The sequence below is a fragment of the Micromonospora sp. NPDC047548 genome (genome assembly GCF_040642975.1).
Taxonomy (GTDB): domain Bacteria; phylum Actinomycetota; class Actinomycetes; order Mycobacteriales; family Micromonosporaceae; genus Micromonospora.
This window is the reverse complement of record NZ_JBEYTI010000013.1, coordinates 116,457-137,357: the sequence shown is the minus strand read 5'-3', so window position 1 is coordinate 137,357 and position 20,901 is coordinate 116,457. Positions and strand designations below refer to the sequence as shown.

Genomic DNA, 20,901 nt, shown 5'->3' with positions numbered 1-20,901 from the left:
AATGGCGCCGCTCCAGAGGTGTGCCATGAGGCTATTCCTCGCCCGGGGGCGAGGGCAAACGAATTTAGGACGAGATTTCGAAAGTTTTCTCCGGCGCGATGTCGTCCACCGCCGCCCCGTCCACCAGCGCCAGCACCGCCTCGCCGTAGAGGCCCAGCTTGCGGGGGCCGATGCCGGCGATGGCGATCAGCTCCTCGGCCCGCCCGGGACGCCGCTCGGCCAGCGCGGTCAGGGTGGCGTCGGTGAAGACCACGTACGCGGGGACCTTCTGCGCGCCGGCCACCCGGGCCCGCCAGTCACATAGCCGCTCGTACAGGTCCTCGTCGATGTCGGACGGGCAGGTCGGGCAGCGGCCCAGCTTGCGGTCCGGGCCGGCGAGCAGGGTCGCGCCGCAGATCCGGCAGGAGACCACCTGGGTGGCGGGCCGCCGGGCGGCGGTCCGCTTCGCCGCGCTGCTGCCCGCCCGCTCGCCGCCGCCGGAGCGGTCCAGCTGCGGCAGGAACCGGGACGGCCGCCGGGCCCGCCCACCGGGCGAGCGGGCCGAGGCGTACGACAGCCAGAGCCACTGCCGGGCCCGGGTGATCCCGACGTAGAGCAGCCGGCGCTCCTCCTCGACCTGCTCCGGGGTACGGGCGTACGTGGTGGGCAGGGTGCCCTCGGAGAGCCCGACCAGGAAGACGGCGTCCCACTCCAGCCCCTTGGCCGAGTGCAGGGATGCCAGCGTCACCCCGTCGACCGTGGGCACGTGCTGCTGGGCGGCCCGGCGGGCCAGCTCCTCGTTGAAGTCGGTCAGGGTCACCGGGCGCTCCACCGCGGCGGCCGCGCCGATCGGCAGCACCTCCGGCGTCGCCGCGTACTCCTCGGCGAGCTGGACCAGCGCGGCGAGCGCCTCCCAGCGTTCCCGCGCGGCGCCGCCGGCCGGGGGCGCGTCGGGGGCCCAGCCCACCGCGGCGAGCGCCTCGACCACGGCGGCCGGCAGCGGGGTCTCCCCCGGGATCGAGCGGGTGGCGGCCCGCAGGGCGACCATCGCCTGGCGCACCTCGACCCGTTCGAAGAACCGCTCCGCCCCCTGCACCACGTACGGCACGCCGGCCTCGGTCAACGCCTTCTCGTACGCCTCGGACTGCGCGTTGGTCCGGAACAGCACGGCGATCTCCTTCGCCGGGGTGCCCCCGTCGACCAGGGTCCGGCAGCGGGCCGCGACGGCGGCAGCCTCGGCCGGCTCGTCGGTGAAGATCCGCAGCTCCGGCTCCGGACCGGGCGGGCGCTGCCCGTGCAGCTCCAGGCGGAGCCGGGCCTCGGCGCCCCGGGCCTGCGAGATCACCGCGTTGGCCAGCCCGACCACCTGGGGGGTGGAGCGGTAGTCGCGAACCAGCCGGATCACGGTCGCCCCGCGGTGCCGCCGCGGGAAGTCGACCAGGTACGACGAGGTGGCCCCGGTGAACGAGTAGATCGTCTGGCTGGCGTCGCCCACCACGGTCAGGTCGTCCCGACCGCCGAGCCAGGCCGCCAGCAGCCGCTGCTGCAACGGGTTGACGTCCTGGTACTCGTCGACGACGAAGTGCCGGTACTGGCCGCGCACCTGCTCGGCGACGTCCCGGTGCTCCTCGATCCCCCAGACCGCGGCGCGCAGCATGTCCTCGAAGTCGATCACGCCGTTGCCGCGCTTGAGCCGCTCGTACGCGGCGAAGACGTCGGCCACCTTCGCCGGCTCGTACGGCGTCTCGCGCAGCGCCTTGGCCGCGGCGATCACGTACTCCCCCGGCTCGACCAGCGACGACTTGGCCCACTCGATCTCACCGGCGAGGTCCCGCGCGGCGGCCCGGTCGGCGCGCAGGCCGACCTTGGCGGCGGCCAGGGTGACCACCCGGACCTTGCTGTCCAGCAGCTCCGGCATGGCGCGCCCCTCCAGCAGCCGGGGCGCGAAGTAGCGCACCTGGCGCAGGGCCGCCGCGTGGAAGGTCCGCGCCTGCACGCCCGCCACCCCGAGCGCGGTGAGCCGGGCCCGCATCTCGGCGGCCGCCCGGGCGGTGAAGGTGACCGCCAGCACGTGCCGGGGGGAGATCTCCCCGGAGAGCGCGCGGTGGGCGATCCGGGAGGTCACCGCGCGGGTCTTGCCGGTGCCGGCGCCGGCCAGGATGCAGACCGGGCCGGCCGGGGCGGTCACCGCCGACCGCTGCTCCGGATCGAGCCCGGCGAGCACGAGCTCCGCCGCTGAGTGAACCACCACAGCGAGGAATCATCTCAGCTCCCGGTGATGTTGCAGCGGTTAGCCTGACCTGAACGCCAGACCGGGCGACGCGATCACTTGGAGGACGTGACCATGTTGACGATGTATTCCACCCCGTGGTGCGGCTACTGCCACCGGCTCAAGTCGCAGCTCGACCGGGAGGGCATCGGGTACGAGGTGGTCGACATCGAGCAGGACCCGCAGGCGGCCGAGTTCGTGATGAGCGTCAACGGCGGCAACCAGACCGTCCCCACGCTCCGCTTCGCCGACGGCAGCGCCCTGACCAACCCCTCCATCACCCAGGTCAAGCACCACCTCACCACCCTCAACGCCTGACCCCGCCCCCTCCCCCCTGGCCACCGTCGACGCCGGCGCCCTGTCGGCCCGGCGAGGCCGTGGTGGGGGGTGCGGCGCGTGCATCCCGGGCAGGCCCCTGCCCCGCAGTCGGAAGTCGGGGCGGCGCAGGACGGTGCGCATGGGGGTTCCCTCTGCGGGGGTGGCGCCCGGCCGGGGCGCGTCAGGGGGAGGTGCGGTCGGCCCGGTCATCGTCACCCGGGCCGCTGACACCTTCCACAGTCCTCTTTTTGCCTCGTGACACGCCCTCGCCGGAACCTCCAGCACCGGTCGCGCCGTCCATACTGACCGTTGGGGGCGGTTTTCATCCAGTTGCCGTCGCGTCCGCGGCGGTCGAGGCGAAACGAGGACACCCGTGCCTCCTGCCGTACCGAGCCCGATCCTGCGTCGCCGCAGGCTCGGCACCGAACTGCGCCGCCTGCGCGAGGCGGCGGGGCTCACCGGCGACCAGGTCATCGAGCGGATCGGCTGGGCGTCGGCGTCCAAGCTGTCCCGCCTGGAGAACGGGCGCAGCCGCCCGGACCCGGATGACGTGCGCCTCCTGCTGGACCTCTACGGCGCCGAGCCGGACCTGCGCGACGACCTGATCGGGATCACCCACGAGGCCGGCGACATGCGCGGCTGGCGCAAGTCGTACCCGGTGATGACGCAGCAGCAGCTCGGCTGGGCGGAGATCGAGGCCGGCTGCGCGGAGATCCGCGAGTACAACCCGGTGCTGGTGCCGGGGTTGCTCCAGACCCCCGGCTACGCGCGGCTGCGGATCGTCTCGGCCGACCGGGCGGCCACCGCGACCGGTGACCCCGAGGCCGGCGAGGACCCGGAGACCGAGGTACGCGCCCGGCTCGCCCGCCAGTCGCTGCTGGATCGGGCCGACGGCCCGCGCTACACGGCAGTGCTGGAGGAGGCCGCGCTCGGCCGGCGGGCCGGACCGCCCGAGGTGCTGCACGAACAGCTGGTGAAGCTCTGTGAGCTGGCCATCCTTCCCAACGTCACGCTGCACCTGCTGCAACGGGACACCGTGATCGGCGATTTCTACCTGCCGCCGACCGCCTTCTCGCTCTACCGCTTCGCCGATCCGCAGGATCCGGAGACGCTGGCGATCGAAGGCGGCTTCATCGACGTCATGTCACACGAGGCAAACCCGGTAAATCGCTATAAAGTGGCCTTCGAGTGGCTATGCTCGGCGGCGCTCTCCGCATCGGACACCCTCTCCTGGCTCTTCGGGGCGACGGGGCGGCTGACCGACTCGGCAGCCCCGTCCACGGCGGCCCACGGGTCGGCAGCGGCGCCGGCCCAGCGCCAGCGACACTCCGGGCGCCTGACGGAACGGTGATCCACGCCGGACCTCCGTCGGGGCCGGGCGCGCCACTCGTCCCCATCGGAGTTCCCAGGAGCAGGAGCAGCACCATGAACGAGATCCGCAAGACCGTCCACGCCCGGCAGCTCGCCGACGCCCCGTGGCGCAAGAGCACCCGCAGCCAGACCTCGAACTGCGTGGAGGTGGCGCCGCTGGGGACCGGCCCGATCGCGGTCGCGCTGCGCGACAGCAAGGACCCGAGCGGGCCGGTGCTGCTGTTCAACCGGGCCGGCTGGCTCGGCTTCGTCGGCGGCGCGAAGAACGGACAGTTCGATCTGAACTGATCCGATGAGGGGCGAGGGGCCGTCGGCGCAACGCCGGCGACCCCTCGTCGTCTCCGTCCCGCGAACGTCCCGACCAGGCATCAGCTGATCGGACGAGACCCGACCGATAGCCGCGTTTCACTTGCTGGGACGGCGTCCGGGCGTAACATGACCAAAGAGTGACGTGGAACTTCCACAGCGTACTCGTCCGTCGCGGTCCATCCGGAGACAGTCATGCGTTTCCTGATCGTTCGTACCGACATCCGCACCGCCGCCGACAACGACATCGCCGCCGCCTGGGCCGGCGGTGGACTGCTGCGGGACGAGACGACCACGCCCGAACCCCGCCGCCAGATCGTGCACGCCGAGGACCGCGACGCCGCACTGCTGCTCGCCCGGGCCCTCTCCACCGTGGGCTCAGTCCGGTCCGGCAGGCAACGGGTCAAGGTGCTCCCGCTCGACGAGCCCGCCCCCGTCCACCCGGAGTGGTGGAAGATCACCGGCACCTGACACCCATCGACGTCCGCCGTGGTCGGACCGGCTCCCCCGCCGCGTTCCTCGCCCCCATCCGCCACGACGGTCCGTGTTCCTGGCCCGGGACCGTCGCGGCAACGACGGTCCCGGGCCGGGACCGCGTCCGGCCCGTCGAGGTGTCGATCAGCGGGTCAGCAGTGCCCGTCCAGCCAGCGGTGGATCAGGAAGAGGGCGATCGAGGAGGGCGGCGGCAGGATCACCCGGGCGCCGTCGCCCGCGTCCACCGCCCGCCCAGCCAGCACCCCGCCGATCTCTCGACGGGAGAACCAGCGGGCGTACGCGATCTCGGTCTGGTCGACGCGGACCGGCTCCCCCGAGTCCGCCTCGGCCAGGAAGCCGAGCATCAGCGAGCCGGGGAACGGCCAGGCCTGGCTGCCCGCGTACGCGATCCGCTCGACCGCGACCCCGACCTCCTCGTGCACCTCGCGCAGCACGGCCGCCTCGGCTGACTCCCCCGGCTCGACATAGCCGGCCAGGCAGGAGTAGCGGCGCTCCCCCGGGGTGCGCGGCCAGGTGGCGTTGTTGCCGAGCAGGCAGCGCCCTTCCGGACCGTCCACCCGGTCGTGCACCAGCACGATCATCGCCGGGTCGGTCCGCGGCCAGACCCGGTGACCCTGCGCGTCCACCCGGGACCAGCCGCCCTCGTCGACCTCGGTCCGGTGCCCCGTCCGCGGCGACCAGCCGTGCCCGAAATGCCAGTTGACCAGCGCCAGCGCGGTGGTGAAGATGCCCGCGTCCCGGTCGCCGAGCAGGTGCCCGACCTCCCGCAGGCTGACCGCCCGGGTGCCCGGCAGGTCGGGCAGCGGCGCGTCCACCGCGAAGACCGGCACTCCGTCCGGCTCCACACCGAGGAAGAGCGGCACGGCGTCCCCGGTCGCGCCCAGCTCGGCCGCGTCGCGCAGCACCAGCGCCGGCGGCTTGGCGTCGGTGCGGACCAAGGCCATCCCCTCCCGGGACGAGTCGAGCACCAGCACCCGGGCCCGCCGCCAGGCCTGCGCCAGCCAGTCCGGGTCGGTACGCCGGTGCGCCGCCCGGCCCAGCGTGGCACGGGCCAGCGGCGGAGTGGTCTCACCGCTCACGCCGACTCCCGCCGCACCGGGGTCAGCGCGGCCAGCGGCCCCTCGATCCGGTCGGCGTCGCCCAGCACCACGGTGACCGCCTTCGCCGGCGCGAGGTGCCGGGCCGCCACCTCCGCGACGTCCTCCGCGGTCACCTTCGCCAGCCGGGCGGCGTACTCGGCCAGGAAGTCCAGCCGCAGTCCGCTGCCGGCGTACGCGCTGGCCAGCGAGGCGAGGCCGGCCTGCGTGGACATGCCGAGCTGAAGGGTGCCGAGGGCGTACTGGCGGGCCTGCTCCAGCTCGTCGGGCTCGGGCGGCAACGAGGCGATCCGGCCCAGCTCGTACATCGTCTCCAGCAGCGCCGGGCCGGTCACCTCGGTGGCCACCTCGGCGGCGGCGACCAGCACCGAGCCGGCGACCGAATGCTCGACCGCCGAGTACGGCCCGTACGTGTAGCCCTTGTCCTCGCGGATGTTCTCCACCCAGCGGGAGGAGAAGTAGCCGCCGAAGACCAGGTTGGCCAGTTGCAGCGGGGCATGGTCCGGATGGGTGCGCGGCACCGCGGGCAGCGCGATGCGCAGCGAGGACTGCACCGAGCCGGGCCGGTCGACCAGCAGCAGCGGGCCGGGCTCCAGCGGCGGGATGGGCGGCAGGTCCACGCTGCGGCTGTCGCCGCGCCACCCCGCCAGCGCCTGCTCGGCGGCGTCCAGCGCCCGCTCCGGCTGCATGTCGCCGACCAGCACCAGCACCGCCTCGGCCGGGTGCACCCGCTCGGCGTGCAACTTGCGCAGCGCAGGTGGGCGCACCGCGCGGATCTGGTCGGGATCCGGGGTCTGCACCGCGTACGGATGCCTGCCGTAGATCCGCTTGAGCAGGGCCGTACGGGCCAGGTGCGCGGGCTGGCTCTGCGCCACCTGGATCCGGTCGACCAGCCGGTCCCGCTCGGTGCCGACCCACTCGGCCGGATACGTCGCGCCGGTGAGCACGTCGGCCGTGATCTCCAGCATCCGGCCGAGGCCGGTGACCAGGCCGGCCCCGGAGAGCATCAGCCGGTCCGGGTCGACGCCGGCCGACAGCCCGCCGCCGACCTTCTGCAGCTCGGCGGCGATCTGGGTCGCGGTGTGGGTCTGCGTGCCGGAGAGCATGGTCTGCGAGAGCAGCGCGCCGCGGGCCAGGTGGGCACGGCCGAACGGCATCCACAGCCGCAGCTCGACGAGGGGGACGGCGGGGCGGCGTACCGCGAGCACGGTGAGCCCGTTGGCCAGCCGCCGCTCGGCCTGCTTCGGCACCTTGAGCTTGCGGGTGGGGCCGAGCGGCGGGAGCGCGCGGGGCGTGGCGGGGGTGGTCGTCGTCACCTGGTCACCTTCGTTCGCGACTGCGGGGCTCGCAACCCCGGCTCACTCCTCACGCTCACCGGGCACCTCCGGCGATGACCTCGATCGCGGCGCGGCGCTCCGGCCGCAGGGTGGCGGCGGCGGCGCGGACCTGCTCCTCGGTGACCTCGCCCACCAGCCGGGGCAGCTCGTTGAGCAGGCCCGGCTCGCCGCGCTGCTGTTCCAGCACCGCCATCCGCAGTGCCCGGCCGAGCACGGCGTCGGTGTCCCGCAGCAGGTGGGTGGCCATCCGGGCCTGGGTACGCGCCAGCTCGCCCTCGGTCAGCCCGTCGGTGGCCAGCCGGTCGACTTCCTCGTCGATGGTGCGCAGCACCTTGTCCACGTCCCCGCCGGGCGGCAGGTGCGCCTGGAGCAGCAGCGCGGTCGGATCGCGCATGTCGAACGGGTCGCCCATGAAGCCCAGGTAGCCGCCGAGGCCGGTGACCGTCCGGTCCCGCTGGACCAGCCGCTCGACCAGCCGGGAGGCGTCGCCGTCGGTGAGCACCTCGGCCAGCACCACGTACGGCAGGTAGCCGGCGAAGTCGTCGACCGGGTCGGGCACCCGCCAGGCCCCGGCGACCGCCGGCAGCGGCGCCAGCTGGTCGGTGTACGACGCGCGCCGCTCGGCGGTCAGGTCCGGCTCGGTGAAGTCGGGCCGCTGCGGCGCGGGCCGGGCCGGCACGTCCCCGAAGTGCCGCTCGATCAGCGCCGTCGCCTCGGCGACGTCGATGTCCCCGCTGACCGCCAGTACGGCGTTGCCGCTGGCGTAGTAGCGGCGGAAGAAGTCGGCGGCGTCGGCGACGGTGGCGGACTCCAGGTCGACGAAGGAGCCGTAGCCGTCGTGCGCGTTGGGGAACGTGTCGAACATGACCGGCGGCAGGGTCAGCCAGGGGAACCCGCCGTACGGCCGGTTCAGCACGTTGACCCGGATCTCCTCCTTGACCACGTCGACCTGGTTGCGCAGGTTCTCCTCGGTCAGCCGGGGGCCGCGCATCCGGTCGGCCTCCAGGAAGAGCGCCCGCTCCAGGGCGTTGCTCGGCAACGTCTCGAAGTAGTCGGTGTAGTCCAGGTGGGTGGAGCCGTTGAAGGTGCCGCCGGCGCCCTGCACGTGCCGGAAGTGGGCGAGCTTCTCCAGGTTCTCCGAGCCCTGGAACATCAGATGCTCGAAGAGGTGGGCGAAGCCGGTACGCCCCTCGGGCTCGGACCGGATGCCGACGTCGTAGACGACCGCGACCCCGATCACCGGGGCGCTGCGATCGGGGGTGAGGACCACCCGCAGGCCGTTGTCGAGGGTGTACCGCTCGACCGGATACTTCGTCGCGGGAATTCTGGCTCTGCGCGTCAGCACGTGATCGACCCTAACGTGTCGACACCCCCGGCACCGACGACCTCCGCGCAGCGGCGACCGCCGGTGCGAAGCGACGGCCGGTGGCGGCCGTGGCGCGCGGTGGTGGTCACGGCGGACGGGTCGCCCGCCGATGGACTGACCGAACTCCGCCAACCGCACCGAACAGGTGGGAATTGCCGGGATTTCCTGGGCCGCCCGTCCCGGATCCTGGATCGGTCTTGACGCCGGTGGACCACTGACCCACTCTTCCTACCAACTAAGTAGGAATACTGCGGATTGGATGGACGATGAGACGGCTCCCCTTCCGTCGGTTGGTCACCCTCGCCACCCTCGCCGTCATCGGCGTGGCGACGGCGGGGACCACGACGGCGTGCGGCGACGACAGTGCGGCCGGCGACTCCGGCCCGGTCACCCTGCGGCTGGGCTACTTCCCCAACATCACCCACGCGCCGGCCGTCGTCGGCGTCGAGAAGGGCATCTTCACCGAGAAGCTCGGCACCGACGTCAAGCTGGAGACCAAGACCTTCAACGCCGGCCCGGCCGCCATCGAGGCCGTCTTCTCCGGCGCGCTCGACGCGACGTACATCGGTCCGAACCCGACCGTGAACGCCTTCTCCAAGTCCAAAGGGGAGGCGGTCCGGGTGATCTCCGGCGCCGCCTCCGGCGGCGTGGCCCTGGTGGTCAAGCCCGAGATCACCTCGATGGAGCAGCTGCGCGGCAGGAAGATCGCCACCCCGCAGTTGGGCAACACCCAGGACGTGGCGCTGCGCTACTGGCTCCAGGAGAAGGGCCTGAAGACCACCAAGGAGGGCGGCGGCGACGTCACGGTCGTCCCCCAGGAGAACGCCCAGACGGTGGAGACCTTCGGCAGCGGCGCGATCGACGGTGCCTGGGTGCCCGAGCCGTTCGTCTCCCGGCTGGTCAACGCCGGCGGCACGGTGCTCGTCGACGAGCGCGACCTCTGGCCGGACCGGAAGTTCGTCATCACCAACCTGATCGTCAGCACGAAGTTCCTCAAGGCCCACCCCGACGTGGTGAAGAAGCTGGTCGAGGGACAGGTCGCCGCGAACGAGTTCGTCAACACCAAGCCGGACGAGTCCCAGCAGGCCATCTCCGACCACATCGGCAAGATCACCGGCAAGCCGCTGGACGTCAAGCTGATCAAGCAGGCCTGGCCGACCCTGGAATTCACCGACGACCCCATCGCCTCCTCGCTGAAGACCGGGCTCGACCACGCGGTCGCGGTGGAGCTCACCCAGCCGGTCAGCCTCGACGGGCTCTACGACCTCACGTACCTCAACGAGGTGCTCAAGACGCAGGGCAAGACCGAGGTCACCCAGCCATGACGTCGACCACGACGGCGCCGCAGAGCGCGACCAGCTCGGTCGCGCTCTCCGGCGTGACCAAGGTGTACGGGCGCGGGGCGAACGCCGTCCTCGCCCTGGACGGGGTGAGCCTCGACGTCGCGCCCGGCGAGTTCGTCTGCCTGGTCGGCGCCTCCGGCTGCGGCAAGAGCACCCTGCTCAACCTGGTGGCCGGGCTGGACCGGGCCAGCGGCGGGCGGATCGCGCTGGCCGGCGACGCCAGCCCGGGGCTGATGTTCCAGGAGCCGGCACTCTTCCCGTGGCTGACCGTCGAGGCCAACGTCGAGGTGCCGCTGAAGCTGCGCGGGCTGCCCCGGGCCGAGCGGCGGGAGCGGGTGGCGGAGCTGCTGCGCACCGTCCACCTGGCCGAGTTCGGCCGCAAGCGTCCGCACGAGCTCTCCGGCGGGATGCGGCAACGGGTCGCGCTGGCCCGCACGCTCGCCCTGGACACCCCGGTCCTGCTGATGGACGAGCCGTTCGGCGCCCTCGACGCGATGACCCGGGACATCCTGCACGACGAGCTGGAACGGATCTGGTCCGAGCGGAAGCTCTCCGTGCTCTTCGTGACCCACAACGTCCGCGAGGCGGCCCGGCTCGCCGACCGGATCATCCTGCTCAGCAGCCGACCCGGCCGGATCATCTGGTCGACCGAGGTGGCCGTGCCCCGACCCCGGCGCATCGACTCCCCCGAGGTCGCGTCGATCGCCGCCGAGGTCACCGACCGACTCCGTACGGAGGTGGGCCGCCATGGCCGGTGACACCCTCACCGGGGCGCCGCGTACCGGCGCGGAGATCTCCGGGCTGGACGCGCTGGAGATCGCCGGCCGGGAGCAGGAGATCTCGCCCGGCGCCCGGCTCTGGGCGGCGACCTGGCCGAAGCTCGCCGCGCTGGCCCTGGCCATCGGCGTCTGGCAGGTGGTGGTCTGGAGCGGCTGGAAGCCACCGTGGTCCCTGCCCGGGCCGGTGGTCGTGGGCGAGGAGCTGATCCGGCAGGCCAGCGACGCCCAACTGTGGGAGGGCATCGCGATCACGCTGCGCCGGGCGGCCGTCGGGTACGTCTTCTCCGTCGCGGTGGGCCTGCTGGTCGGCCTCGCGGTGGCCCGGTCCAGGGTGCTCCGGGCCGCGATCGGCTCGATGATCACCGCCCTGCAGACCATGCCGTCCATCGCCTGGTTCCCGCTGGCCATCCTGCTCTTCGAGCTGAGCGAGAAGGCGATCTTCTTCGTGGTGGTGCTCGGGGCCGCGCCGTCCATCGCCAACGGGGTGATCGCCGGCGTCGACTACGTGCCACCGCTGCTGCTGCGCGCCGGCCGCAACCTCGGTGCCCGGGGCCTCGGCCTCTACCGGTACGTCATCGCGCCCGCCGCGCTGCCGGCGATCGTCGCCGGCCTGAAGCAGGGCTGGGCCTTCTCCTGGCGCAGCCTGATGGCCGGTGAGCTGCTCGTGGTCGGCATCTCGCAGACCTCGCTCGGCGCGCAGCTCACCTACGCCCGGGAGCTGGCGGACTCGCCCTGGCTGCTCTCCACCATGATCGTGATCCTGGTCATCGGCCTGGTGGTCGACGCGGCCTTCGGCGCTGCGGACAAGGCGATCCGCCGCCGCCGGGGCGTGCTGGACCAGGCCGGTCAGTGACGTGTACGGCTCCGCGCGCAGCGACTGCGCGCCCTCGCCGGCTGCGGTCCCGGGACCGCACCGCCTAGCTGGCGGTCCACTCCACAGCCGAGCCAGCCGGGCTGTGCAGTTCCACCAGCCCGGCCGGGGCGGGCCGGCCCGGCCTCGGGTGCCAGGGCGCGAACGCCGCGACCATGGCGAGCAACAGCCCCGCGCCCGCGACCACCAGCACCACCAGCAGTTCGCGCACCGCCCCCGAGTCGGCGTCGCCCGCCATGGTCACCCCTCCCGTGCCCGGCCGTCCCCGGCCGGGTCTTCCCCCAGGACAAGCTTTGACCAGACAGGGGCCTCGGGACAGTCACCTATCGGACCCAATCTCGCCTGTTTGCCGACTCAGCCGACAAAACGCTCACGCAGCGTCCCCATCCGGCCCCGCCGCGTCAGCCAGCTCCAGCGAGGCGGCGGTCCGGGCCCGAGGGCGAACGCGGACACCGCCGCCGGCGCGGTGCGCGCGCTGCCCCCGCCCGCACTCGGGCGGCAGAACGCCGCAGCGGCCCCGCGACCGCCGTCGGGCGGTGCGCGGCCGCTGCGGGCCGGGAACGGTCAGCCGGCACGGGAACGGTCAGCCGGCACGGGAACGGTCAGCCGGCACGGGAACGGTCAGGCGGTACGGGGGCGGCGCGGGCGGCGGGAGCGACCCGACGTGCGGTGCGCGGACCGCGCGCCCTCCGCACCGCCGCTGCCGGTACGCGCGGCCGGCGTCGGCTGCGCAGCGGCGATGGTCACCGGCACGCCGGACGGCTCCCGGGCGCCGGTGACCCGGGCCAGCGCCTCGTCGCCGGGGCGCACCTGGGTGGAGTGCGGCTTGATGCCGGCGACGCTCATCAGCCGGGAGACGTCCCGGCGCTGCTCGGGCAGGACCAGCGTGACCACCGTGCCGGACTCCCCCGCCCGGGCGGTACGGCCACCGCGGTGCAGGTAGTCCTTCGCCTCGGTCGGCGGGTCGGCGTTCACCACCAGGTCGAGCCCGTCCACGTGGATGCCCCGGGCCGCCACGTCGGTGGCGACCAGCGCGGTCACCTGCCCGGTGCGGAACTGCTCAAGGATCCGGGTGCGCTGCGGCTGGGACTTGCCGCCGTGCAGCGCGGCGGCACGCACGCCCTTGGCCAGCAGTTGGCGGGCGACCCGGTCGGCGCGGTGCTTGGTGGCCATGAACAGGATGGTGCGGCCCTCACGGGCGGCGATCTGGGTGAGCGCGGCGGGCTTGTCGGCCGCGTCGACGTGCAGCACGTGGTGGGTCATCGCGGTCACCGTGGCGGTGCCCGGGTCCACCGAGTGCGAGACGGGGTTGCTCAGGAAGCGACGGACGAGCTTGTCCACGCCGCCGTCGAGGGTGGCGGAGAAGAGCATCCGCTGGCCGGCAGGGGCGACCTGCTCCAGCAGCTTGGTGACCTGCGGCAGGAAGCCCATGTCGGCCATCTGGTCGGCCTCGTCCAGCACGGTGATGGCGACCTGGTCGAGGCGGGCGTCGCCCCGGTTGATCAGGTCGTGCAGCCGGCCGGGGGTGGCCACCAGCACCTCGGCGCCGGCGCGCAGCGCGTCCGCCTGCCGCTGCAACGACAGGCCGCCGACCACGGTGGCGCAGCGCAGCCCGACGGCGCCGGCGTACGGAGCGAGCGCGGTGGTGACCTGCTGGGCCAGCTCACGGGTCGGCACCAGCACCAGCGCCAGCGGGCGGCCGGGGCGGGCCCGGCGGCCGGCGGTACGCGACAGCAGCGGGAGCCCGAAGGCGAGGGTCTTGCCGGAACCGGTACGGCCCCGGCCGAGCACGTCCCGGCCGGCGAGCGAGTCCGGCAGGGTGGCCGACTGGATCGGGAACGGCTCCGTGATGCCCTGCGCCGACAGCTCGGTGAGCAGTGCCGGCGCCAAACCGGTCGCGGCGAAGGTGGGAATGGTCATGGTCATACGGAATGCCTTCCTCGACGCGGCACGTGTCGAGGGAGGGCGCCGGGAAGCGGCGCTGTCGCCGGCGGAAAGAACCGCCGCGACTCACAAGCACGAACCGAAGGGGTACGGGCCGGTCCGCCGCGACGCGCCGCGCCCGCCGGAGCGGGGGGGCGGCGCGGCGGACCGGTCCCGTCACCACGCCCGGAGGGCGCGGAGGGTGGTACTGGTCGATCCGAAGATCAGAGCGGGCGGATGTTCTCCGCCTGCGGGCCCTTCTGGCCCTGGGTCACCTCGAACTCGACCCGCTGGTTCTCGTCCAGGCTCCGGTAGCCGGAGGACTGGATCGCCGAGAAGTGGGCGAAGACGTCGGCGCCGCCGCCGTCCGGGGTGATGAAGCCGAAGCCCTTGTCAGCGTTGAACCACTTGACGGTGCCAATAGCCATGTGTTCTGTCTCCTTGACGGAACGTCGAACCCGCACCTGTTGCGGACTCGAAGAGGAGCGATCCGCGCGGGAATGCCCGAATCGCCTGTCGCTTCTGGTCGCCCCGCCCGGAGAACTCCGGACACAACAAAGAGCGCCTGGGGCCACAATCCGCCAGGCGCACACAGAGTCTCTGGAAACCAAAACTGCAACGGAGCTAATCTACCACGGATCGCCCGGCGCGCCATCCCCTTCCGGAATTTCCGGCACGCCGGTGATGAGCGCGGTGAGCCCGTCGGCGTCGAGCAGGTCTGCCGGCCGCACCGTCACGGCCTCCCGGACGTAGTGGAAGGCCGCGCCCACCCGGTCGACCGGCACCCCGGCCAGCTCCGCCCAGGCCAGCCGGTAGACAGCCAACTGCACCGCCGCCACCTCGGCCTCCCGGCCGGTGGGCTGACGGCCGGTCTTCCAGTCGACCACGTCGTACCGGCCGCCGGGGCGGGCGAAGGCGGCGTCCATCCGGCCCCGGACCACCACCTGAGCGATCACTGTGGCGAACGGCACCTCCACCTCCACCGGCACCCGCTCGGCCCACTCGCTGGCCAGGAAGCGCTCCTGCAACTCCGCCAGCGCCTCGTCCGGCGCGGCGTCCGCGTCGGCCGCGCCCGGCAGCTCGTCCACATCGAGCAGCCGGTCCGCGCCGAAGCGCTGCTCCAGCCAGGTGTGGAAGGCAGTGCCCCGCCGCGCGTACGGGTTGGGCTCGGTGGGCATCGGCCGGCGCAGCGTCCGGGCCAGCGCCTCCGGGTCGCGACGCAGCGCCACCAGCTGGGTCACCGACAGGTGCCCGGGCAGGGCCACCTCCACCGCCTCGGCCTGCCGGAGCAGCTCGGCCCGCTCGGCCAGGAGCAGGTCGGCCTCCCGCCGCCAGCGCGCCACCTCCGGGTCGACCGCCCCCGCGTCCACGCCGGCCGGCCCCGCTCCGGCCGCCGAGGCGTCCCCGCCGGACCCACCGCCGGTCGGCCCGGCCCCGGCACCGGCGGGGTCGCGGCGGGCCGCGTCGGGGTCGGCGAGGAACCGGCGGACCAGCGCGGCGGCCTCGGCCAGCGCCGGGCGGCGGGCACCCAGCGGGTCCGCCGGCCACTCGGCCCGCAGCACCATCTCGGTGGTCGGGTTGACCGCGTCCCCGGGCGGCTCGGGCGCCCAGGCGTCGACCAGGTGCCCGGCCACGCCGTCGAGGCAGGCGTCGTGCACCTCGCGGAGGAAGACCGACGGGCCACGGAAGCGCTTGGTCCCCTCCCCCCACCAGTAGCCGGAGCAGAGCAGCAGCCGGCGCGGCCGGGTCACCGCCACGTACGTCAGCCGGCGCTCCTCCCGCTCGTCGTGCGCCCGCCAGGCGTCGGTGAAGTCCGCCAGGGCCCGGGCCACCCCGCGCTGGTCCTCCGCCCCGGCCAGGCCCAGCTCGGGCAGCCCGTCGGCGTCACCGCGCAGCGGGAACGGCAGCACGCCCAGCCCACCCAGCCAGTGGTCGGAGTTGCGGACCGGCCCCGGCCACACCCCCCGGGTCAGCCCGGCGACCGCCACCACGTCCCACTCCAGACCCTTGGCGGCGTGCGCGGTGAGCACCTGCACGGCGCCCTCCACCACCTCCACCTCACCGGGGGTCAGGCCGCGCTCCTCGTCCTCGGCGGCGGTGAGGAAGGCCAGGAACCCGGCGAGGGTGGCCCCCGGGGTCTCCCCGCTGAACCGGGCGGCGACGTCGCCCAGGGCGTCCAGATGGCCGCGGGCCAGCCCGGCGTCGCCGGCGCCGTCCCGACCGGCCCGGACCGCCACCTCCACGTCCAGGCCGATGGTCCGCTCGATGTCCGCGATCAGCTCCGGCAGGGTCTGGTCCAGCCGGTAGCGCAGCAATGCCAGCTCCATCCCGTACGCGCGCAGCCGCGCGTACCCCTCGGCCGAGTACGCCTGTGCCGGCCCGAGGTCGGCCAGCGCCTCGACCAGCGTCGCCTCGTCCAGCACGTCCACCGCGATCTCCGGCCCGTCGTCACCGATGAGCCGGCGGCGGGCCCGCGCGATCGCCCGGGCGCGCCGGTGCAGCGCCACCAGATCGCGCGGCCCGATCCGCCAGCGCGCGCCGGTGAGCAGCCGCAGCAGCGCCGCCCCGTCGGTCGGGTCGGCGAGCACCCGCAGCGTGCAGACCACGTCGCGGACCTCGGGAGTGTCCAGCAGGCCGCCCAGCCCGACCACCTCGACCGGCAGGCCGCGGGCGCGCAGCGCCGCCTCGATCGCCGGGATCTGGCTGCGCAGCCGGACCAGCACGGCGGTGGTGGGGCGCTGCGGCACCGGGATGTGCTCGGGCAGCGCCCCGGGCATCCGGGCGGCGCCCCGCCAGGCGGCGAGCACGCTGTCGGCGATCCAGTCCGCCTCGTCGGCGTACGTCTCCAGCAGCGCGCAGTGCACGGTGCCGGCGGCCTGGCCGCGGGGGCTGCGGTGCGGGATCGGGTCCTTGACGCTCAGCGCCGCGCGCAGCTCCGGCACCCGGGCGCCGGCGGCGCGCAGCGGCACGGAGAGCACGTTGGCCACGCCGAGGATCTCCGGTCGGTTGCGCCAGCTGGTGGTCAGGCTCAGCACCTCGGCCGGGGCGCCGTCGGCGCGGGCGAACTCCGTCGGGAAGCGCTCCAGGGTGCCGGCGCTGGCCCCGCGCCAGCCGTAGATGGACTGGCAGGGGTCGCCGACCGCGGTGACCGGGTGGCCGCCGCCGAAGAGCGCGTTGAGCAGCACCACCTGGGCGTGGCTGGTGTCCTGGTACTCGTCGAGCAGCACCACCCGGAAGCGGTCCCGCTCGATCACGCCCACCGCCGGGTGGTCGCGGGCCACCCGGGCGGCCCGGGCGAGCTGGTCGGCGAAGTCCATCGCCTCGAAGTCGTCCTTGCGCCGGGCGTACGCCCGCACCAGCGGGAGCAGCTTCAGCCGGACCTGCTGGAACTGCAACGCCTTCCGCACGTCGGCGTAGACCCGGCCGGGGCGGGACTGCACGTCGGCGAAGAACCGACCGGTCCAGGCGGCCAGCTCGTCCGGATCGACCAGGTGCTCGTCCAGCTCCCCGGCCAGCGCCAGCACGGCGTCGGTGATGGTGCTGGGCATCCGGTCGACCTCGGACATGTCGCCGTCGTAGTTGCGCACCAGCAGGTCGACCAGCTGCCAGCGGGACGCCTCGGTGAGCAGCCGGGTGGTCGGCTCGTACCCGGCGCGCAGCCCGTGCTCGGTGACGATCCGGCCGGCGTACGAGTGGTAGGTGGAGACGGTGGGCTCGCCGGCGAGCGGATCGTCCAGCGGGTCGCGCCCGCGCCGGCCCAGCCGCCGGACCAGCTGGTCGAGCCGGGTACGCACCCGGTGCGCCAGCTCGCCGGCGGCCTTGCGGGTGAAGGTGAGGCCGAGGATCTGCTCCGGTCGCACGTACGAGTTGGCGACCAGCCAGACCACCCGGGCGGCCATCGTCTCGGTCTTGCCCGACCCGGCACCCGCCACCACCAGCACCGGGTCCACCGGCGCGGCGATGATCGCCGCCTGCTCCCGGGTCGGGGCCGGCAGCTTCAGCAGCTTCGACAGCTCGACCGGGGTGTAGCGGGGCCCGGCGTCGGCGGCCCGGGGCGCCGGGGCGGCGGTGCTGAACAGGGTCGGCTGGGTCACGGCTGCTCCGGGCGGGTGGCCGGCGGCTCGACGACCTGGCGGCCCTGCCCGGAGACCGGGCAGCTGGTACGCACCGGGCAGACCCGGCACTTCGAGTTGGCGACCGCGGCGAAGGTGGCGGCGGCCATCGCATCGGCGGTGCGCCGGACCAGGGCGGTGGCCCAGCCGGCCTCCGGTCCCTCCCCGGCGGCGGCCTGGGCCTGTTCCTTGGCCTCCCGCGTCCCGGTGCCGAGCTGCACCAGCGCGGCACCGCCGGACTCCTCGCCGAACTCGGCGAACGCCCCCGCCTCCACCGCCGCCTGGTACGCCCCGAGCTGCGGGTGCTCGGCCACCTCCCGCTCGGTGACCGCCGTCGACTTGCCGGTCTTCAGGTCGATCACCACCAGCCGGCCGTCGGCGTCGACCTCCAGCCGGTCCACCCGGCCGGTCAGCTCGACCGGGTGCGTCGGGTCGTCCAAGCGGACCGCGAACTCGTGCTCGATGGCGAGCAGCCGGCGCGGGTTGCCGGCGAGCCAGCGCAGCAGCTTGTCCACCATGGCCTCGGCGCGGGACCGTTCCGGGCCGACCATCCACCGGGCGGCCAGCTCGATCGCGTCGAACCGGGCGGCCACGTACTCCAGCAGGGCGGTGCGGTCGGCGCTGGCGTCCTCGGCGAGCATCGCGGCGGCGTGCACCAGGTTGCCGACGCCCTGCGCGGCGCTGGCCGGGCCGCTGCCGCCGTGCCGTTCCAGCAGCCAGCGCAGGCTGCACCGCAGCGCGCTCTCCATCGCCGACGGGGTCACCCGGACCGGCTCGCCCTCGTCGACCAGCGGCCGGTCGTCGGAGAGGCCGCGCAGGCCCCACCAGTCGTCCGGGTAAGCGCCGGGGATGCCGGCGGCGGCGAGGCGGGCCAGCTCGGCCGCCGCCGCGCGTCGCCGGGCGGGCGGCGCCGCCGGGTCGGTGACCGCGGTACGCAGCTCCGCGACCAGCGCGGACAGGGTGAGCGCCCGGGGCGGGCGCCCGACCGGCAGCTCTCCCGGCCGGTAGGGCTCGCCGTCGTCCGGCCCGGCGGGTGGGACGCCCGCCCCGGACGCGGGTGGCTCGGTGACGCCCAGCTCGTGCAGGAAGCGGCTCGGCTGCTCCTCGTGGTCGTCGCCGCCGACCGCCGCCGAGGCGACCGCGGTCACCAGCAGCCGGCGCCGGGCCCGGGTCACCGCGACGTGGAAGAGCCGGCGCTCCTCGTCCAGCAGGGCCGAGGTCTGGCCGACCAGGCTGGCCCGGGCGCCGGCGCCGTCGGCCCGGCCGGCGAGCACGTCGACCAGCCGCTCGGAGCCGAGCAGGCTGCCGCGCAGCCGCAGGTCGGGCCAGACGCCCTCCTGGGCTCCGGCGACGGCGACCAGGTCCCATTCCAGGCCCTTGGCCGCGTGCGCGGTGAGCAGCCGGACCGCCTCGCCCCGGTCGGCGCCGGCGGCCAGGGTGTCGGCCGGCAGGTCCTGGCCGAGGACGTGGTCGAGGAAGACCTCGGTGCGCGCGCCGGGCAGCCGGTCGGTGAAGCGGGCGGCGGCGTCGAAGAGCACCATCACCGCATCGAGGTCCCGGTCGGCGGCCTCGGCCCGCCAGCGCTGCGCGGTCTCGTGCTCGCCGGTGGCGGCCCGGCCCCGGTTGATCGCTCCGGCCCAGCGTTCGGCGAGCCCGCTGGCCCGCCACACCGCCCAGAGCACGTCCTCGGCGGTGGCGCCGGAGGTGCCCGCCGCCGCCCGCGCGGCGGCGAGCAGCTCGGCCACCGTCCGGGCCGGCTCGACCCAGCGCCGGTCGATCGCGGCCAGCTCCGCCGGGTCGCGCAGCGCCTCGACGATCAGCTCGCCGGAGGGGCGGCGGTCGCCGGCGGCCAGCGCGAGCGCGCGCAGTCCCTGGCGCAGCCGCCGCTCGGCGAGCGGGTCGGCGCCGCCCAACGGCGAGTGGAGCAGGGCGACGGCGGTCTCCTCGTCCAGCCGGTCCGGCTCCAGCGCGCAGCGCAGCAGGAGCAGCAGCGGCGCCACCGCGGGTTGCAGGTGCAGGGGCAGGTCCTCGCCGTGCACCACGGTCGGCACCCCGGCGGTGTGCAGGGCGCGGCGCAGCGAGGGCAGGTGCAGGTTGGTCGACCGGACCAGCACCGCCATCCGCGACCAGGGCACCGAGTCGAGCAGGTGCGCGGACCGCAGCGCGTGGGCGAGCCAGGCCGCCTCGCTGGTGCCGGAGCGGAACGTGCGCAACTCCACCGTGCCGGGGGGCGCGTCGGGCAGCGGGTGCAGCGCCCGGTGTGCGGCCGGGCCGCGCAGCCGCCGGGCCAGCCGTCCGGTGGCCGCCAGCAGCCCCGCGCCGGACCGGTACGACGTGGTCAGCACGACCTGGGCGGCCGGCGCGCCGGAGGCAGTTCGGAACCGGTGCGGGAAGGTGTGCACCACGGCCGGGTCGGCGCCCCGGAAGGCGTACGTGGAGGAGTCCGGGTCGGCGAAGGCGACCATGGGCTTGCCACCGCCGGCGATGACCGAGAGCAGATCCTGCTGGGCGGGGTCGGTGTCGGCCAGCTCGTCGACGTAGACGTGGGCCAGCCGGCGGCGCTCGGCCGCCAGCAGCTCCGGGTCGTCCAGCAGCATTCCGGTGGCAGCCCGGACCAGCTCCGCCGGGTCGTACGCGATCGAGCCGCGGTTGCTGACGTCGCGCAGGGCGAGGACGGCGACGTACTCGCGGAGGAAGCGGGCGGCGGCCGGCCAGTCGGCGCGGCCCAGCTTCTCGCCGAGCTGGGCCAGCTCGACCGGCCCCACCCCGCGCTCGGCGGCCCGCATCAGCAGGTCGCGCAGCTGCCCGGCGAAGGCCCGGGTACGCAGCGCGGGGCGCAGGTCCTCCGGCCAGCCGACCGGGTCGTCGCCGGGCTCCTCGCCCACCACGTCGAGCAGCTCGCGGATGATCAGATCCTGTTCGGGACCGGTGAGCAGCCGGGGGGACGGTTCGCCCCGCTCGGCGGCGGCGCGGCGGAGCAGCCCGAAGGCGTACGCGGGGAAGGTCCGCACCAAGGGCTCGCGGACCACCCGGTGGCCGGCCCCGGCGATCCGCGCCTCGATCCGGTGGCGCAGGTCGGTGGCCTGCCGCCGGCCGAAGGTGAGCACCAGGATCCGTTCCGGGTCGGCGCCCTCGGCCACCCGCGCGGTGACCGCCTCGACCAGGGTGCTGGTCTTGCCGGTGCCCGGGCCGCCGACGACCAGCATCGGCCCGTCGGTGTGGCCGACGATCTCCGCCTGCCGGGGGTCGGTCAGCCGGGCACCGGGATGCGCGGCATCGCCCGCCGATCCCCCGGACCGCGGCTCCCCCTCGATGCCCGCGCCCGCCCGGTCGTG

The 20,901-nt window shown here is 74.6% G+C and carries 16 protein-coding genes; 7 read left to right on the top strand and 9 right to left on the bottom strand.

The features are described 5' to 3' along the window. Positions 1-64 precede the first annotated feature (64 nt). Positions 65-2,230, bottom strand: a complete 2,166-nt coding sequence (locus ABZ807_RS16420) for an ATP-dependent DNA helicase UvrD2 (protein ID WP_357157750.1) — start codon at positions 2,228-2,230, stop codon at positions 65-67. A 93-nt stretch (positions 2,231-2,323) separates the two neighbouring features. Between ABZ807_RS16420 and ABZ807_RS16415 the strand changes: the two genes are divergently transcribed. The 4 genes from ABZ807_RS16415 (at position 2,324) to ABZ807_RS16400 (ending at position 4,714) form a co-directional block, all read left to right on the top strand. Further along, the gene (locus tag ABZ807_RS16415; RefSeq protein WP_357157747.1) at positions 2,324-2,566 is read left to right on the top strand and encodes a mycoredoxin; all 243 of its coding nucleotides are present in this window, start codon (positions 2,324-2,326) and stop codon (positions 2,564-2,566) included. Between the two features lie 373 nt (positions 2,567-2,939). Beyond that, positions 2,940-3,917 (top strand): helix-turn-helix transcriptional regulator, encoded by a 978-nt coding sequence (locus ABZ807_RS16410; protein WP_357157744.1) that lies wholly within the window; start codon positions 2,940-2,942, stop codon positions 3,915-3,917. Positions 3,918-3,991: 74 nt separating this feature from the next. Then, positions 3,992-4,225, top strand: a complete 234-nt coding sequence (locus tag ABZ807_RS16405; protein WP_357157741.1) for a DUF397 domain-containing protein — start codon at positions 3,992-3,994, stop codon at positions 4,223-4,225. 213 nt (positions 4,226-4,438) lie between these two features. Then, the gene (locus tag ABZ807_RS16400) at positions 4,439-4,714 is read left to right on the top strand and encodes a hypothetical protein (RefSeq protein WP_357157738.1); all 276 of its coding nucleotides are present in this window, start codon (positions 4,439-4,441) and stop codon (positions 4,712-4,714) included. A gap of 155 nt (positions 4,715-4,869) precedes the next feature. Here the strand turns inward: ABZ807_RS16400 and nudC are convergent, their stop codons facing one another. The 3 genes from nudC to ABZ807_RS16385 are packed head-to-tail and all read right to left on the bottom strand — an operon-like array spanning position 4,870 to position 8,517. After that, on the bottom strand, positions 4,870-5,817 hold the full coding sequence (gene nudC, locus ABZ807_RS16395; protein WP_357157735.1) for an NAD(+) diphosphatase: 948 nt from the start codon (positions 5,815-5,817) through the stop codon (positions 4,870-4,872). Next, the gene (locus ABZ807_RS16390) at positions 5,814-7,151 is read right to left on the bottom strand and encodes a pitrilysin family protein (protein WP_357157732.1); all 1,338 of its coding nucleotides are present in this window, start codon (positions 7,149-7,151) and stop codon (positions 5,814-5,816) included. Before ABZ807_RS16390 ends, nudC begins: the two co-directional genes overlap by 4 nt. A 55-nt stretch (positions 7,152-7,206) precedes the next feature. After that, positions 7,207-8,517, bottom strand: coding sequence for a pitrilysin family protein (locus ABZ807_RS16385; RefSeq protein WP_357157729.1), 1,311 nt, complete (start codon positions 8,515-8,517; stop codon positions 7,207-7,209). A 287-nt stretch (positions 8,518-8,804) separates the two neighbouring features. On the opposite strand from ABZ807_RS16385, the gene ABZ807_RS16380 reads away from it, so the two are divergent. The 3 genes from ABZ807_RS16380 to ABZ807_RS16370 are packed head-to-tail and all read left to right on the top strand — an operon-like array spanning position 8,805 to position 11,513. After that, the gene (locus tag ABZ807_RS16380; RefSeq protein WP_357157726.1) at positions 8,805-9,863 is read left to right on the top strand and encodes an ABC transporter substrate-binding protein; all 1,059 of its coding nucleotides are present in this window, start codon (positions 8,805-8,807) and stop codon (positions 9,861-9,863) included. After that, positions 9,860-10,639, top strand: coding sequence for an ABC transporter ATP-binding protein (locus tag ABZ807_RS16375; RefSeq protein WP_357157723.1), 780 nt, complete (start codon positions 9,860-9,862; stop codon positions 10,637-10,639). Before ABZ807_RS16380 ends, ABZ807_RS16375 begins: the two co-directional genes overlap by 4 nt. Continuing rightward, a complete protein-coding gene (locus tag ABZ807_RS16370; RefSeq protein WP_357157720.1) occupies positions 10,629-11,513 on the top strand; it encodes an ABC transporter permease in 885 nt (294 codons plus the stop codon). Before ABZ807_RS16375 ends, ABZ807_RS16370 begins: the two co-directional genes overlap by 11 nt. Before the next feature lie 64 nt (positions 11,514-11,577). On the opposite strand, the gene ABZ807_RS16365 is transcribed toward ABZ807_RS16370, so the two are convergent. From ABZ807_RS16365 to ABZ807_RS16345, 5 genes are all read right to left on the bottom strand, one after another. Beyond that, complete coding sequence (locus ABZ807_RS16365) at positions 11,578-11,769, bottom strand: hypothetical protein (RefSeq protein WP_357157717.1); 192 nt, start codon at positions 11,767-11,769, stop codon at positions 11,578-11,580. Between the two features lie 383 nt (positions 11,770-12,152). Next, entirely contained in the window at positions 12,153-13,457 is a 1,305-nt protein-coding gene (locus tag ABZ807_RS16360) for a DEAD/DEAH box helicase (protein ID WP_357157714.1), read from the bottom strand. Positions 13,458-13,678: 221 nt separating this feature from the next. Continuing rightward, a complete protein-coding gene (locus tag ABZ807_RS16355) occupies positions 13,679-13,882 on the bottom strand; it encodes a cold-shock protein (protein ID WP_007464836.1) in 204 nt (67 codons plus the stop codon). Between the two features lie 201 nt (positions 13,883-14,083). Beyond that, a complete protein-coding gene (locus ABZ807_RS16350) occupies positions 14,084-17,548 on the bottom strand; it encodes an ATP-dependent DNA helicase (RefSeq protein ID WP_357157711.1) in 3,465 nt (1,154 codons plus the stop codon). Continuing rightward, positions 17,545-20,880: an ATP-dependent DNA helicase gene (locus tag ABZ807_RS16345; protein WP_357157889.1), complete on the bottom strand. Its 3,336-nt coding sequence runs from the start codon at positions 20,878-20,880 to the stop codon at positions 17,545-17,547. Before ABZ807_RS16345 ends, ABZ807_RS16350 begins: the two co-directional genes overlap by 4 nt. Between the last annotated feature and the right edge of the window lie 21 nt (positions 20,881-20,901).